The organism is Geomonas edaphica (genome assembly GCF_004917075.1).
Classification (GTDB): domain Bacteria; phylum Desulfobacterota; class Desulfuromonadia; order Geobacterales; family Geobacteraceae; genus Geomonas; species Geomonas edaphica.
In genome coordinates this window covers 232,652-247,854 of record NZ_SSYB01000002.1, presented here as the reverse complement: position 1 = coordinate 247,854, position 15,203 = coordinate 232,652, and the positions used below count along the sequence as shown (strand labels likewise).

The window sequence follows — 15,203 nt, the reverse complement described above, 5'->3', positions numbered from 1 at the left end:
GTCGGCAGGAAACCCCGGTCGGCTCCTGCCATGAATATAGCAAGTCATTGAGCAAAGTTAAACCTTGTCGCTCGTGCTCTATGACAATGAATCATGCAACAGATACTGTAATGGATGTGTCTGTGACTGATAAAGGTCGGAAACGCGGCCTAGTCGGAGTCCTCGGTGAAGCGAAGGGCATCCTCTTCGCAGCGCTCCCCGGCGACATCGAAGCAGGAGACGGAGCGGTCGAGGGCACACCATACGTCCTCGGCGAACCTGAGCCCCACCGCCTGCGTGTTCTCCTCAAGGTAGCGCGTATGCTTGGTCCCGGGTATCGGGACGATATCGCCGCCGCGCCTAAGGATCCAGGCGAGGGCAACCTGGGCAGGCGTCGCGTCATGGGTGCGGGCGATCTCGTCCACCATGGAGACGAGCGTGAAGTTGTGCGTTAAGTTGTGGGCGAAGAAACGCGGGTTCTTGCGACGCCGGTCGCACGGCTCCAGGTCCTCCGGCGTCCGGATCTTGCCGGCGAGAAAACCGCGCCCCATCGGGCTGTAGGCAACCATGCCGATGCCTAGTTCGCGCAGTACCGGTATGAGTTTTTCCTCCGCCCCGCGCTCCCAAAGCGAGTACTCCGCCTGGACCGCGGAGAGCGGGTGCACGGCATGGGCACGCCGTACCACGCGCGGCCCCGCCGCCGAGAGCCCTATGTGGCGCACCTTCCCTTCCTCGACCAGCCGGGAAAGCGCCCCCACCGTTTCCTCCACCGGGACGGCTGGGTCAAGTCGGTGCTGATAGTAGAGATCGATGTAGTCGGTCCCGAGCCGCTTGAGCGACCCCTCGACCGAGCGGCGCACCTGGGCGGGGCTGCTGTCCAGACCGATCAGTTCGCCGTGCGGCCCGAAGCGCCAGGCGAACTTCGTCGCGATAACGAGCCTCTGGCGCGGCACCTCTTTCAGGAGGAGCCCCAGGAGCTGTTCGTTGCTGAACGGGCCGTAGTTCTCGGAGGTGTCCCAGAAGGTAACCCCCAGTTCTACGGCGCGGCGCAGCACCCTTATCGATTCGGCATCGTCCCGGTGCCCGTAGCCGCAGGTCATCCCCATGCAGCCAAGGCCGATGGCAGAGACCTCCAAACCGTACTGTCCCAGTTTCCGCTTGTGCATTTCCACCTCCCCCGCTGACTATCGGTCGGCGTTCCACGCTGCGGCGCCTCATCGGTTGCCGCAGCGCACGTCACCCGGCGGCAGCGCCTTCAGTCTTCGCATCGTTTTCCCAGCACCATTCTCGCAAGCGGAATGGTGCTGGCGGCACCGGCAAGAAAAAGCGTCCAGCCGGCAAGCCTGCGCCGGCGTCCGCTCAGCCGATCGGCCAGCAGCAGCCCCAGGCCGCCTCCCAGCAACACGCGCGTCGCCGCAATCAGGGAGACCTGCGGCAGGGTAACCACGGTCTTATTCATCTCTTTCTCCTAGGACCAACAAAAATAGCCCATGCGTGATGGGCTATTTCTGCGGCGGTAACAGGCTGCCGAAGGCCAGGGTGCTTGAGGTGAGCGGGGTTCCCTGGCCGTTGTCCATGGCTATTTCTGGATCACGCAGTCGATGATGGCGTTGATCCTGCGGTTTTGCGCACGCCCTTCGGCGGTCTTGTTGTAGGCGATGGGACGGGTTGCGCCGTACCCCTTGGCGGAGAGCCTGGAACGCTCGATGCCAAAGTTCTTCACCAGGTAGTCGACCACGTTCTGGGCACGCTGCTGAGAGAGCTTCATGTTCTGCTCGGGGGTGCCGGTGCTGTCGGTATGCCCTTCGATGACCGCGGTGGTCGTGGTGTAGCGCTTCATGTAGTCGGCCACCTTGGCGATCTCGTCGCGGTACTGCGGTTTCACATCCGCCTTGCCGGTATCGAAATCAAGCACGAGCGACATGCAAAGGCGCTGCGGCGGGGGGAGCTGCTGCACGTCGAAGGCGCAGTCGATGATCGCCTCGATGCGGCGATTTTTCTGTTTCCCTTCCTCGGTCGCGTTGTCGGCGATGGGACGGGTGAAGCCGTACCCCTTGGCGGAGAGGCGTGAACGGTCGATGCCGTACTGTTCCACCAGGTAGTTCACCACCGCCTCGGCGCGGCGCTGGGAGAGGTCCATGTTGTGGTTGTAGGAGCCGACGTTGTCGGTATGTCCCTCGATTACGGCAGTGGTGGTCGGGTATTTCTTCATGAAGTTGCCGACCTGGGCGATCTGGTTACGAAGGTCATCGCGGATGATCGCCTTGTCGATGTCGAACTCGCCCTGGAGCGTGATGCAATACTTGTAGTGCCCGGGGGTGGGCTCGGTCGCGGTGGCCGGTGCGGGTTGCGGCTCAGGCTCGGTGGCAGCCTTCTCTTCGGCAGGGCCGCCCGGTGCGGCAGTCGCCTTGGCGGGGGCCATGGCCGCCTTTCTCCCACCCATCACGAAGGAGAGACCAAGGCTATATTCCCAGTTGTTGGCGATGTTGTCGTCGAGGTCCTTGTTCTGGAAGTCGAGGATGTGGCGGGCGTCCAGCCTCAGGGCTAAGTTGTCGCCCATGAAGAACTTGAGGCCGCCGCCGGCGTTGAAGGTGCCGTCATGCGAGTTGGGGCCTTTGAGCCTGATGGTGGTCCCGCCGCCGCCGACCGCTACGTAGGGTACGAACGCGGTCCTTGGCATGAAGTTCCAGAGGAGGTCGAGGTGATAGGAGTAGATCCCGAAGTGCTTGTCGACGCTGGCGTACTGCCCCTTCATGTAGCTCCCCACGAGTTCGGTGCTGAAGTGGTCGGTCCAGTCATAGCCAAGCCGCAGGCCGCCCATGAGGCGGTGTTCCTTGAGCCATGCCTGATCGTCGTCGTCAAAAACATACCCGCCGACGAAGGGGGAGATGCTGAATGCCCCCGCCCGTTCCCCTGCCTGCGCCGTACCGGCAAACGCCATCACGGCCAGGACCATCATGCAGATAAAGCTGGTGACTCTTTTCATCGCAGCCTCCTTGTTGAGGAGCACCCGCTGGTACAGGCCTCCTGCCAATTTTTAGGCCCCGCCCGCGGCGAGCGCCCCTAGCCCGGCCCTCGCCGGCGTGGATTGATCGCTTACCCGATGTTGCGGCCGGCGCCTTCGGGGGCGCCGGAAAAATTAACGCATACCAATATATCGTCCTTCCCCCCCCTGTCAACTCCCGCAAGGCTTTAGGGGGTGCGCCGCTCGTGAGAGCGCCGGTAACGGCTACAGCCCGCGGTTGCGGGTCATCTCCCGAGCGGCGCGGCGCTCCTCCGCTGGGAGCCCCGCCTTAAGGTATTCCAGCACCCCCCCGGTGAGGGCGCGCGCCTCGATCCCCGCCTCCTTCAGCCGCAAGGCAAGCTCAAGGGCGGGCTCGTCCCCCGGGACCGTGGCACAGATGACGACGAGTCGGTCGTGCGGCAGCTCCGGAAGGTGACGCAGCACATCGTCGAGATTCGCCACGAGCGCGCCGCGCACCTTGTGCACCGAAAGGTCGACGTCCCCCGGGTGATGCAGCTCGATAAAAAAGAGCGGCTCTCCTTCCTTGATCCGCTCCCAAAGCCAGTCCACCGACACGGCAAGTTCCCTTTGCATGGCGTCCTCCTAGTTGTCCTCTCCTTCGTCCCCCGCCTTCTGGTCCACGTGCTTCGGCGGTACCTGCCGCCTCAGGGTGAGGTAGACGAAGAGGGCAATGGCCAGGATGATGAAGAGGGTGACGCTGATGGCGAAGGTTCCGAAGGAATGCTGTTTCACCACCGTGACCGGCGCGTTCGCCGGAGCCTGGGTCTGCGTCTGCAGTTGCGCGCTAGGCATAACCTCCTCCTTTGACAGCGTTTTTTCGTCACTTGCCCGCGGCGCCCCGCAGGCACCACACAAAAATAACTTAGTGACTTTTAATGTCAATAAACCAATATTTCTTTTTTTGATAGGGAGGGGTGCTGCGGACCGCGGTGGTGAGAGGTGGAACGGGCAGGTTAACGGCTGCGCCATGAAAGAAAACTCACTGGGCTTCGGTGTCGGAAACGTTTACCATTCAAACAGATGCAACGTTCCCAACCGAATTCAACGAAGAGGAAAAAATGGACGTTACCTCGAAGATAGATCAGGCGAAGTCGGCCCTCCCCGTGGAAGGGAGAATGGAAAACCCGCTGCGCCCCCCTGCCAAACGGCAGCAACCTCAATCGACCAAGCAGGAAGACGTGGTGGAGCTCTCGTCGTCCTTGGCGAGTATCTCGACACAGGAGTTGGACCGGGATCAGGCCCGGCGCGTAGCGGCGATCAAGGCGCAGCTCGACGCGGGGAGTTACCGGGTGGACACGCGCATGGTGGCGCAGAAGATGCTTACCGGTGGCGCAGGCCTCTGATCGCCCCCCCCTCTCAACCACGAACAAAAAACGGCGCGCCACGAAAGTGACGCGCCGAACTGTTTCTACCACCGGACGTCGGGCGCCCCCCGACGCCCCTTCCCGTTAAGCCGCCTTGCAGCGAAACCAGCCTGCCATACCGGAAAGTTCCTCAGCGATCTGCCGCAGTTCCGACGAGGCGCGCCTCACCTCGTCGGTGGAGTGCTCCGACCTTCTGGTGATGTCGGCCATGCCATCGACGTTGGCGGATATCTCCACCATGGCGGTCGATTGCTGCTCGGCCGCGGCCGCGATCCGCTCCGCCATTTCGGCACCACGGTTCGAGGCGGCCAGGATATCCTTGAGCGAGCGGCTCGCCTCGCCGGCGCGGCGCACACCCTCCGTGACGTTCTCGTTTCCGGCGCGCATAGCGCGCACGGTGCGCGAGGTCCCGTCCTGGATCTCCCGGATCATGGCGGCGATCTCCGTGGTCGCCTCGGTGGTGCGCGTGGCTAGCTTGCGCACCTCGTCCGCCACCACGGCGAACCCCTGCCCCATCTCCCCCGCCCGGGCCGCCTCGATAGAGGCGTTCAGCGCCAGAAGCGAGGTCTGGTCGGCGATGTCGTTGATGATGTCGACGATGGAGCCGACCTGTTCCGAACGCTCACCGAGGTTGTGTACGAGGGCCGCCGCCTCACGCACCGAGCTCGCGATCTGCTCCATACCCTGTGCGGTCCCGGCAACGATCTCGCCCCCCTCTTGCGCGGTCGTGAGCACCTGCTGGGATGCCTCGGACGCCTGGGCAGCGCTTCCCGCCACCTCGTTGATACTCTGCGATATCTGGCCTACCGCGTCCGCCGACTGCTCCGTCGCGATGGCCTGCTCTCGGGCTCCCTGCGCCAGTTCCTCGGCCGTGATGGAGAGATGCCGAGAGTGATCGGCAAGCCTGCCGATGGAGCCGGCAAGCGCCCCGGTGATCTCGCCAAGCTTCGCGGAGGTCTGGTTGAAGTGCAGAGCCAGGGCTCCAAACTCGTCCTTGCGCCCGGCATCGAGCTTGCCGCTGAAATCACCGCTGCCGAACCCCTCGGCGAGTACGGTAAGTTCCCGTATCGGCGTGGTGATGGAACGGGTCAGAAGGATGCCGGTAACCAGACTGAAGACGATCATCGCGCCCCCCAGAAGTGCCACCACCAACACGAAACCTTGCACCACGCGGTTCACCGAGGCGACCGCCTTCTCCTGTTCGGTCTGGGCCGCGGTCACCCCGTCTTTGCCACGCTCATTTTGCTGTGCCACCAGCTCCTTAAGCTTTTTGTTCAGGGCACCCGCCTGGCTGCGCACCTGGACCACCTGCTGCAGCTTCGCCACAACCCCCTCTTTGGAGAGGAGCTGCCCCTTGATGCCGGCAAGGTTCGCCTGCACGCCGCGCAGGACGCCGAGCTCTGGGCTGCGGCTCCCAAGCTGCGCCGCCATGCGCTTCTCGATCCCCTCGGCGGCCGCGAACCTCGCCTGGAGCTCCCCGGTGACCTGGGCGATCTCCTCATTTGTCCGCGCGGCAAAGAGCTCCCTGATGTCGCTCTTGATGTCGAGCCCCAACGAGAGGAGGGTGCCGTTCAAGGCAAGGATGTCCCCCGCCAGGTTCGATCCTTTCAGCGAGTCATCGTGGCTGCGACTTTCCTGCTGGTACTTACCGGTCGCCAGGGTAACCGACTGCTCGATCTCGATCACCGAGCCCGAGAGCTTGGCCGATACGTTCTGCGCCATCTGCTCGTACTCGGGTGAGGGCTCCCCTCCTTTGGAGAGCACGGCTCCCTTCAGTTCCAAAAGCCCCTGGGGCCCGTTGACGAGTCGGCGCGCCTCCGCCGCCATTTCGGCAGGGACCTTGACGCCGGCATCCCCGGCAACGACCAGGCGGTTCTTGCCGAACTCGTTCAACGCCGCGTCGAGTTTGCCGCGTGCGATGATCACCCCCTTCTTGCCGTTGGCCTTCAGGAGCTCGGAGAGAGCGTAGTTCGCGTCCTTCAGGTAGTCCCTTGCCGTGGTGAGGCTCATGAGTTTTTGGGTGATATCGCTTGCCGAACCGCTGGAGGCCGAAAGCTGCCGGGCCGAGGTCTTCTGACGCTTCTGGATGGTGACGTCAAGCTCGGACAGCTTCCGCGTGATCTCCTGGAGTTCCCGCTTCATCGCGAGGTCGGCCTGGCGCGCCCCCTCCTCGGCCTTGAGCCGCGCCTGGGTGGTGGTGAGCATCTCGGAGGTGAGGCTTTGCAGCCGCTCGACTTCGCCGCTGGCGCCGTCTCCCCCTTCCCCACCCTTGAGGATCGCCAGTTCACCGCTCACCTTGTGCAGATCGGAGAGGGTCCGTTCACTTGCGCTGCGGGCGGCGGCCAGGGCATTCACGTCCAAGGCGAAGGCCACCTCGGCGAGATTTGCCGTGTGCTCCTGCAGCGAGCGCTGCATCTCAATGGTCTTTAGCTGAAACGGGGTGGAGCGCTCGGTCAGGATGAAGAGCTTTCCCTGAACGAATTTCATCCCCAGCAGGCTCACCCCGCCTATGATGGCGATACCGGCGAGGGTGAGCAGGGCGTTGCTGATAAGCTTCGTCTTTATCGTCATGTAAAGGTACCGTTTCTCTGTCTGTAGGCCTGAGCGACTATTTCTTCACGTAGTTTTGTCCGTCGCCCTTGATGTAGTCGAGAACCTTCTGCGCCCTGGGTGAGGGCTTGCCGTTGGTGATCGCGATAATCGGCATAGTGAGGGCTGGGCTCTCCACCACCTTCACCGTCGCATCGGCGAGGCCGTGCGGGTCGATGCCGACCGCCTCGGGGGTTGCTGCGACGCTCTCCTTGATCTTGGCGTAGTTGGTGGTGTCGAGGATGTCCTTGGCAACCTCAGCGCCATCGAGGATCTCCTTCTTGAACTGGGCGTTCTGACCGGGCGTCGCTTTGCCCCAGACCACGATGATGTCTTTATCGTCGCCGCCGACCTCTTTCCAGTTGGTGATCTTCCCGGTGAAGATTCCCTTCAGCTGTTCCTTGGAGAGCTGCGCCACCTTGTTGGAGGGATGAACGAAGATCACGGTACGGTTCACTGCAACCTGAGTCATCACGAGCCGGTTACGGTCCACCTTGACCCCGTCCTTCTCGGCACCGCTGACCATCGACTCGAGCGGAACTGCGCCGGCCGCGATGTCGAGTTTGCCGTTCAGGAGATCGACAAGACCGTCCTTCGGGGTGGACTGCAGCACCAGCAGGGTGTCACCCGTCGCCTTCTCGAAGGGGGCCTTTACAGGGGTGAACACCGCGGCCATGGAGGCGCCCCCGCCCCCTACCTTGAGCTCCTCCCCGTAGGCTGCCGCCGCAGCCAACACCCCCAAACCGCACACCGTTACCTTCAGCATCTTTTTCATTAAGCACCTCCGGGATTTTTTGGGGTGTATCGACAGATGCCCGGGGGAACCTTAGCAAAAAAATCAACAACATCCGTATACAGAAGAAAATCGCGTGGAATGGTGGAACGGGGGCGGAGGGCCGTCGAAGGAACTGGGTCCACCGCGGCCTTTCCCCCTGGGCGGCCGTCCCCCCTCCCAGCCTCCCCCCTCCGGGGGGAGGGACGCTCTGACAGTACATCGTAGCGGGGGGCCATAGCCTGATCGGGAAATAATATGTGGTGATTAAGGCAGGGGGAGCTTAGCGGGATCGAACTCGATGTGCTGGTAGTCGGGGAAACGCCAGCCTCCACCCCAGGTGAAGCCGCGCTCTTTGAACGCGGCTAGGAGCGGGTCTGCCGGCTGCAGCATGCCAGGCAGGCGCTCATTGCGGGCGAGGTAGGGAGCCGAGGCGGCGGGTAGAACGCGGCAGAGGGCGGGGTTGCCGAGGCAGAACTCGAGCGCCGCGGCGCCCCCGTCGACCCGGGCGCCCTTTTCCCTTCCCGCCTCTTCCAGCATGAGATAGGGGTTCTGCAGCGGGTTTATGTCGAGCGCAGCGCCGTAGCTGTGCCGCGAGAAGACGCCGGCCTTTCCCGGGACCTCCCGGCAGTTGAAGGCGGAGCTGTTGTTGGCGGCCATGGAACGGAAATCGTCGGCGTCGAAGGCGTCGATGAGCTCCATCCGCTCGATCGGGAACCGGCCGTTGTAGCCGTGCTGCAGCGCGTCCATGAAAAAAGCGGCAAGCGCCTGGTGCACCACGAGCTCACCGTAATGCCGCGCGCCGTCGAACCCCCAGAATGAGGTGACCAGGTAGGCCAGTTCCTTCAGGGGAACCGGACACTCCTGACGCCAGACCCCTTTTTCCTGCATGCGTGCCGCAACCTCCGGCGGGAGTGCGACCGCGGCCGCGAAGAAGCCGCTTCCCTGCCTGAGCGCCAGAAGGCGCGCCCCCTCCGAGAGCCGCTGCTTTAAAACGGGGGGGAGATCGGCGGGGAGCACGCTTTTCACCCCGTCGGCCGCGACTGCGACGGCCGAGGTGGTGCCGATTACCACCTGCGGCCTTTTTTCCGGATCAAGCCACTGCATCACCTGCACCAGGTCCGCTTCAGGCATCGAAACGCATCCGGCGGTGCCGGCGCCGGGCGCGCGCTCGACGTGGATGAAGATAGCGCTCCCCATCCCCCGCACCACGGGTTCGCTGTTGTAGTCGACGGCTATCGCGTAGCGGTAGAGGGGATCGGAGCGTAGAAGTTCCTCGAAGGAGGAGGCATTCGTGGCGCCGCGCACCACCCAGCGGTTGTAGTCGGGGGACTGTGCGTCGTCGACCCAGAGGTCCTGCGCGTCGACCTGCCGGAACGGGAAGCGCCCGCTGACGGCGGGTACCGAGCCAAAGGCGCGGGTGAGCGGGAAGATGCCTGAAGGGGTGCGGCCATCCCCCTCGCGCTTTTCAAATGGGGGGGCCACCCCGTTTCTGCCGAGGTTCACCGGGACCTGTGGGAGGGCCTGCTCCCATCCGGTCAGGGTGTGCTGCACCGGGTACAAAAACGCCTGCGGGCGCCCGGGCGTCCCGGGGTCCACGTAAAGGAGCTGCCCGCTGTCGGTTGTGGAGGCGATACCGTTGAGGCTCGCGCCGATATGCCGGGGAAGCTCCATCCGCGGGCCGCACCCGGCAAGGCTCAGGACCGCTAGGATGCAACCGGCAGCGATGGACCACCAACTCTGTTTCATGAGCCGCTCCTTTTCTAGACGTTAGCGACGTCTATACGATTTCGGAGCGCCGAAGGCAAGAAAAATCCTAGAAAAAAGCGAGACCGACGATTCTGCGCAAGAGCACGAGGACATCCCCCACGTCGATCATACCGTCCGGTTTGGGGACCCCGTCCACCAGCGGCGCGAGGTCGCCGTGGGCCATGACCTCGGCGGAAGCCTCTTCCGCCCCCAGCGAAACCCTGAGCAGGCGTGCCGCGTCACCCAGGTCCACCCTACCGTCGCCGTCTAGGTCACCGGCGATGCGCTCCACCCTTATCAGGTTGCGCTGCGCGACGCTTACCTCCCCCGCCGCACTCCGCGCCTCGACGGTCACTCGGTTCTCGCCCGGGCGCAGGGCGATCTCACGCTCGAAGAGCCCGGCGGATAGCGCCATAGGCGCGGTTGTCCCGTTCACGACGAGGGTGAGGCCACCGTCCGCTATGGTGCTGCAACTCCCCCTGAGCACCACCGACGCCGCCTCGGTCCTCATATCCTGTGGCGGCCACGTGATGGCGACGGAGGGGCCATTGGCGGCGGACGTGACGCTGCGCTTGACACGGGAGCTTCTCCCGTCCCGCTCGGCGGTGAATTCCAGCGTGTTGACGCCGGGCAAAAGCGCCGCGGTCGCCGAGAAGGCGCCGTCGGTGACGGTGAGAAGTTGCGTCCCCTCCCCGTTCACGGTCATGGCCAACGTACTCCCGGTCGGGACGATGCCCAGAACCGAGAGGGAGGTGGCCTCGGTGACACTGTTGTCGGCCGGGGTGGTGACTTCAAGCTTAGGCGCGAGCGGGTCCAGGGTGATGCTGAAGGTATGCGTGGCCAGATTGCCGGAACGGTCACGGGCGGCGACGCTGACGCTGTTCGCCCCCTCGGAGAGAACCACGGCCGAGCTGAAAAGGGAGGCGTCGGCGGTCCGGTCGATCCCCTGCACGGTGAGGCTCGCGATCCCCGAGGCGTCGGAAGCCCGCCCCAGGACGTTAAGGACCGGGTTGGAGGTGAAGCCCCCCGAGCTCAGCGTGGATAGGGAGAGCTCCGGCGGGGTCCCTTCGGCTGCGACGATAAGCGCCCTCGACACCGGCGCCGCGGCAAGGTAGTTGCCGTTACCCGGCTGCAGTGCGCTGAGCACCGTGGTCCCAGCTCCGACGACGGTCACCGTGCTCCCCGCAACCGTGGCGACCGTGGGGTCGGAGCTTTGATAGCTCACGGAAAGCCCGCTTGTGGCACTCCCCTCCAGTTCGAAGGGAGGATCCCCCACCACCTTCTGGGCCGGTGAGCTGAAGGTCACCTGCTGCCCGCTTCGATGCACTATGAAGGTCTGCGACATCTCCGGCGCCGTCTCGAGGTCCCCGCTTCCCGCCTGGGAGGCCGTGATCACCGCACTTCCAGCCCCGGTAACGGTGAGGACGTTACCGTCGACGCGGGCCACAGCCGGATCGGAACTTCGGAAGGTGAGCGGGAGGCCGCTGCAGGCCGAGGCCACTATCACGAAGGGGGGATCGCCGAAGGTCCGCTCAGGGATGGCGGGGAAGGTGATCTCCTGACAGGACCTGAACACGTTGAGCGTCCCGTCCACCGCCGTGATGCTGTAGTTCGCAGCCTGCAGCGTCCCCACGCCGGCTAGAATGGGATAACTCCCGACCGCACTGGTCAGGGCGGCCGTGGTGGATAGCGTAGGAGCGCCGGAGAGGACGGAGCTACCCTCTCCCTTTACGAATCCGCGATAGAGCATGGTGAGCTCTGGGTTGGGGGTCAGGTAGGCACGTGACTTGTCCTCCGCGACCACCGTCAGCCGCGCCTTGACAACCGTGCACGGGACCGGGACGGGAGGCGCGGGGTCCCAAAAATTATCGCCGGGCTGCGAAACTATGATCACGGTGCTTCCGGCTGTACCTGGGTGGATCTCGCCATCCACAACGGTGGCCACCGTCGGGTCAGAGCTCGCGTAGACAAGCGGTAACCCACTATTTGAACTCCCCCCCGCGGCGACGGGAGGATCGCCATAGGTCATCGTCACCGGCACTGGGGGGGTAATGCTCTGGGTCTTGCCGGTCACGGTGAACGTGCCGTCGGCGAAGCTGTACACGTAGTTCGCGCTCGTGATCCCCCCGAGTCCGGCCGTGATGGGATAGGTCCCCTTTGGAGTGGATGCGTCAACGGTGGTAGCAAGCAGAGGGGGGCCGCCCAGGCTTGCCGGAGTGTCCCAAGGAGCAAGCCCTGAGAAAACGGCGGTAAGCTCAGGAGTTGGAGATCCGGCAACCTTCGTCTTGTTTTCGACCCTGATGAGAAGTGGTGCCTTTAAGACCGTACAGGTGACCGAGACGGGAGCCGCGGGATCCCAGTAGCCGTCACCCGGCTGCGATGCGGTGATCACGGCGCTTCCCGCCGCACTGATGCGGACTTCGCCGTTCACTACGTTGATTACTGCCGGATTTGAGCTCGCGTAGCTAAGCGGCAACGCGCTGCTTGCGCTCCCCCCGGCGGCGAAATCGGCGTCGCCCCAGGTCCTTGGTGCCGGGGCGGGCAGGGTAATCTGCTGAGGCTTCCCAATCACCGTGAACGTGCCGTCCACGAAGCTGTAACGGTAGTTGGCGCTCGTGATACTCCCCAAGGAGACGCGGATCGGATAGCTCCCCTTTGTGGTGAAGGCATCAACGGAGGTAGCAAGCAGCGGAGCGCCGCCAAGGCTTGCCGGGGTGTCCCGTGGGGCAAGCCCGGTGAAGCCGGCGCTAAGCACTGGGTTTTCCAATCCGGCCGTCTTCGTAAGGTCGTCCGCTTTGATGACGAGTCCCCTCTGGCCAATGCTTAGAGGGGCGCCGATGAAGACGAGCTCATAGCCGCTGCCAAGGGCGAGCGTCCCCTGGGTGATGGGGTAGCTGCCGACGTCCTCGCCTGCCGTGCGTGAGAGGGCGCCGGTGAAACTGTCCCCGGCCTGCAGCGCCGGGGTGAAGGTGTATGTGAGAGGCGGATCGGCATCACCGTAGGTCTTCTTCGCGGGACCGGCGGTTACCGTGACCTTGATTTTAGTCTGCTTCAGGTAGTAGAGCCGGACCGACTCCATGAGCGCCCCGGCACTGCCTGTGCCACCCGCGGTAAATCCCCTAGCACGCACATAGTGATTGGCATTGACACCCAGTTGCTCCGCGTTGAGGCCATCAAGGCGCCACCCTCCAGGGATTCGGTCCGCGTGCCCGAGAAGTTCCCATTGCACGCCATCGGCCGAGTACTCGAACCAGGCCCGCCACAGCTCAGCCGACCGGCCGGAGCGGCGCCAAGTGATGGAGGTGCCGTCCGCGGCGACCGAGAGATCCTCGGAACTCCAGCCGCCGAAGACGCGGGCAAGCTTGCTCCTTGCCCCAAAATTGTTGAAGTTGCCGCCGAGAAGGAACTTGCCGTCCGGCTGCAGGTCGACCGTGTTCACGGTGTACTGCACCATCGACGGGGGCTGGACAAGTCCCAGGTCGAAGTCGGGGTCAAGGCGCCCCTCCGGCAGGATGCGCGCTGCATAGCTCCGTTCGAGCATCGTCCCAAAGCCGTCGCGTACCGTATCGAAGAGCCCGTAAATGATGATGGCCCCGTCGGCTTCTAGCGCGGCGCCGAAAATGGTGGGAGCGTAGAGGGAATCTGTGGCACCGGCCGCAACAACGAAGCTCTCGTCCACGGCGCCATCTGGGTTAAGCAACAGAATGTTTCTAAGCACCGTGTCGGTATGCCCGGTTGCTGGATCCGTGACGGAGCCCGGGTACTGAAGGTCCCCAGCGACCAGTATCCTGCCGTCAGCAAGGACGACGATGGCGTAGACACCTTTAGCGAACTGCAGCGGTGTGCCTCCGTTCCATGCGGGGTCGAGGCCCCCGGAAGGGAGGACTCTCAAGAGCTTTCCGTTTTCAGTGCCGACAAGGAGCAGATCGTTGTGCTGCATGGCAAGGACGTTCACGTAGGCATTGATCTCTGCAGTAGGAACGAAGCGCTCATCGCGCGCCCCGCTTTCATGGTAGCGGGCGAGGTAACACCAGGTGGAATTATCCCCTACGTCCCCCCCGGCGTAGAACATCCCTTTCTCGCCCAACGGCCCTCTGGCCGGCTGTACGATGGGGGTGATCCCCCCAAACCCCTTGCCGAGGGTGGAGTTAATGATGGCATTGAAGGATGGCACCGGCACCCCGGCGTCATCCACCAGCATGAGGCTGTGCTGCAGCTGGCCGTTCACGAAGAGAAAATCTCCGCCTAGCAGCAGCCCTCCATCGGGGATGGTGGCGATGCTCACGATGCGCCTGGTGAGCTCGATGGGACCGAAGCCATCGTCGAAGGACCAGTCGCGGGTAAGCCCGGCGGTGTAGGAGACAGCCTCCCCGAGTATATTTTTGAACGGCCCGGCGATGAAGATGCGCCCATCTGGGCGCTGCGTCGCCTTGAACACCATGCTTAGGTCCATGTCCTCATCCTGCACGATCTGCGGGATATCGTCATCGAGTACACCGGTCTGGTAGAAGCGGGCAAGGGAAGTGCGGGGGACGGTGCCGATCACGGTGAATGCACCACCCGCCACTAGCTTGCCGTCGCCCTGCATTGCCAGGGCAAAGATCGCCGCATCGGGGGCAGGATAAGGAAAGGAATCCAGCGTAGCGTCGATATTGAAGCGGGCCAAGTTCGCGCGCTTTGCCCCCAGCGGCCCGACGGTGAAGCGCCCGGCCGCGACGATCCTGCCGTCCGGCTGCAGCACAATAGCGCTTACCTGCCCCCCCGGGATCGTGTCGAGTGCAGCGTCGAAAGCGTCGGGGGCGCCGTCCGGCATGAGTCGCGCCAGATAGGCGCGCGCGAGCCCTGAGCCGGAGAAATCTCCCCCGAGGAGGACCTTGCCGTCCTCCTGCACCGCTAGCGCCCGCACCACCCCTCCCGGCGAGGGGGGAGCGAAGGTGCCGTCATACACCCCCAAAGAGGTGAAGCGCGCTATGTTGGGCGAGCCGGGGGTGACGAACTCACCGCCGACCACCACCGCCCCGTCCTGCAGCGCGATGGCGTAGACCGCCGCGTTTCCCGCGTCGTCGCCAAGCCCTCCGACGTAATGCCAGTCTAGCTCACCGCTCGTGGCACCCGCGGCCGAGACCCCGGCCAAGTTCCGTGTCGGCACGCCATCCTTGATCGATGCGAAGACACCGCCGACTAGGATGCTCGTTTTAGATGGAAGGATGGTGATGGCGTGCACCGTGACGGGACCGGCTGCGGTCACCGGGTCGAACCCGGCGTCGAGTGCGCCGTCTACCCCGGAAAGTCGGGCAAGCCCCTTTCTGGTCACGCCACCGACGCTGGTGAAGCCGCCGCCGATCAGCACTAGCTCCGGCCCGGCCTGGAGGGCAGGGGCGGGCTGCAGCGCCACGGCGTACACCGGGCCGTCCAGTACAGGAGGGATAAAGGAGGGGTCGAGAGTACCGTCCGGGTTGAGACGCGCGAGGTTGCGTAGGGTCGCTACCGGGGTGCCGCTGGTCAGGGTGAAGTCGCCGCCGATGACGATCTTGCCGTCGGCGCCCTGCACCGCGACGGAGTGTACCGAGCCGTCGATGGCTACGGTACCACCAGGGGAGATGTTGAAACCGTCCAGATACGGGTTCATGGCACACCCGACGGTGGGATGGACGAGGAAAAAGAAAAGGGCAAGGAGCATCACCCAGGTGGCCTTATACCACTTTGTCGCAACGGCTCGTCTCAT

At 64.0% G+C, this 15,203-nt stretch carries 10 protein-coding genes; 1 reads left to right on the top strand and 9 read right to left on the bottom strand.

The features are described from left to right. Positions 1-149: 149 nt before the first annotated feature. The 5 genes from E8K79_RS07310 to E8K79_RS07290 form a co-directional block, all read right to left on the bottom strand. On the bottom strand, positions 150-1,145 hold the full coding sequence (locus E8K79_RS07310; RefSeq protein ID WP_136514172.1) for an aldo/keto reductase: 996 nt from the start codon (positions 1,143-1,145) through the stop codon (positions 150-152). A gap of 89 nt (positions 1,146-1,234) precedes the next feature. Continuing rightward, positions 1,235-1,438, bottom strand: coding sequence for a hypothetical protein (locus tag E8K79_RS07305; protein ID WP_136514171.1), 204 nt, complete (start codon positions 1,436-1,438; stop codon positions 1,235-1,237). A gap of 120 nt (positions 1,439-1,558) precedes the next feature. Continuing rightward, positions 1,559-2,965, bottom strand: coding sequence for an OmpA family protein (locus E8K79_RS07300; protein WP_136514170.1), 1,407 nt, complete (start codon positions 2,963-2,965; stop codon positions 1,559-1,561). A 243-nt stretch (positions 2,966-3,208) separates the two neighbouring features. Then, the gene (locus E8K79_RS07295; protein WP_136514169.1) at positions 3,209-3,577 is read right to left on the bottom strand and encodes a rhodanese-like domain-containing protein; all 369 of its coding nucleotides are present in this window, start codon (positions 3,575-3,577) and stop codon (positions 3,209-3,211) included. A 9-nt stretch (positions 3,578-3,586) separates the two neighbouring features. Further along, positions 3,587-3,796 (bottom strand): hypothetical protein, encoded by a 210-nt coding sequence (locus tag E8K79_RS07290; RefSeq protein WP_136514168.1) that lies wholly within the window; start codon positions 3,794-3,796, stop codon positions 3,587-3,589. 266 nt (positions 3,797-4,062) lie between these two features. On the opposite strand from E8K79_RS07290, the gene flgM reads away from it, so the two are divergent. Further along, on the top strand, positions 4,063-4,347 hold the full coding sequence (flgM, locus tag E8K79_RS07285) for a flagellar biosynthesis anti-sigma factor FlgM (protein WP_136514167.1): 285 nt from the start codon (positions 4,063-4,065) through the stop codon (positions 4,345-4,347). A gap of 105 nt (positions 4,348-4,452) precedes the next feature. Here the strand turns inward: flgM and E8K79_RS07280 are convergent, their stop codons facing one another. The 4 genes from E8K79_RS07280 to E8K79_RS07265 all read right to left on the bottom strand — a co-directional run bounded on the left by E8K79_RS07280 (position 4,453) and on the right by E8K79_RS07265 (position 15,203). Beyond that, positions 4,453-6,939, bottom strand: a complete 2,487-nt coding sequence (locus E8K79_RS07280) for a methyl-accepting chemotaxis protein (protein ID WP_136514166.1) — start codon at positions 6,937-6,939, stop codon at positions 4,453-4,455. A gap of 37 nt (positions 6,940-6,976) precedes the next feature. After that, positions 6,977-7,732 (bottom strand): substrate-binding domain-containing protein, encoded by a 756-nt coding sequence (locus E8K79_RS07275; RefSeq protein ID WP_136514165.1) that lies wholly within the window; start codon positions 7,730-7,732, stop codon positions 6,977-6,979. A 264-nt stretch (positions 7,733-7,996) separates the two neighbouring features. Then, complete coding sequence (locus tag E8K79_RS07270; protein WP_136514164.1) at positions 7,997-9,478, bottom strand: M15 family metallopeptidase; 1,482 nt, start codon at positions 9,476-9,478, stop codon at positions 7,997-7,999. A gap of 67 nt (positions 9,479-9,545) precedes the next feature. Then, positions 9,546-15,203 carry an MBG domain-containing protein gene (locus tag E8K79_RS07265; protein ID WP_162604620.1) on the bottom strand — a complete coding sequence of 1,886 codons (5,658 nt, stop codon included), beginning with the start codon at positions 15,201-15,203 and terminating at the stop codon, positions 9,546-9,548.

Excerpts from the sequence above, each read along its gene's own strand:
- E8K79_RS07280 (WP_136514166.1), bottom strand. The coding sequence starts at position 6,939 with ATGACGATAAAGACGAAGCTTATCAGCAACGCCCTGCTCACCCTCGCC.
- E8K79_RS07275 (WP_136514165.1), bottom strand. The coding sequence starts at position 7,732 with ATGAAAAAGATGCTGAAGGTAACGGTGTGCGGTTTGGGGGTGTTGGCT.
- E8K79_RS07290 (WP_136514168.1), bottom strand. The coding sequence starts at position 3,796 with ATGCCTAGCGCGCAACTGCAGACGCAGACCCAGGCTCCGGCGAACGCG.
- E8K79_RS07305 (WP_136514171.1), bottom strand. The coding sequence starts at position 1,438 with ATGAATAAGACCGTGGTTACCCTGCCGCAGGTCTCCCTGATTGCGGCG.
- E8K79_RS07265 (WP_162604620.1), bottom strand. The coding sequence starts at position 15,203 with ATGAGACGAGCCGTTGCGACAAAGTGGTATAAGGCCACCTGGGTGATG.
- E8K79_RS07300 (WP_136514170.1), bottom strand. The coding sequence starts at position 2,965 with ATGAAAAGAGTCACCAGCTTTATCTGCATGATGGTCCTGGCCGTGATG.
- E8K79_RS07310 (WP_136514172.1), bottom strand. The coding sequence starts at position 1,145 with ATGCACAAGCGGAAACTGGGACAGTACGGTTTGGAGGTCTCTGCCATC.
- flgM (WP_136514167.1), top strand. The coding sequence starts at position 4,063 with ATGGACGTTACCTCGAAGATAGATCAGGCGAAGTCGGCCCTCCCCGTG.
- E8K79_RS07270 (WP_136514164.1), bottom strand. The coding sequence starts at position 9,478 with ATGAAACAGAGTTGGTGGTCCATCGCTGCCGGTTGCATCCTAGCGGTC.
- E8K79_RS07295 (WP_136514169.1), bottom strand. The coding sequence starts at position 3,577 with ATGCAAAGGGAACTTGCCGTGTCGGTGGACTGGCTTTGGGAGCGGATC.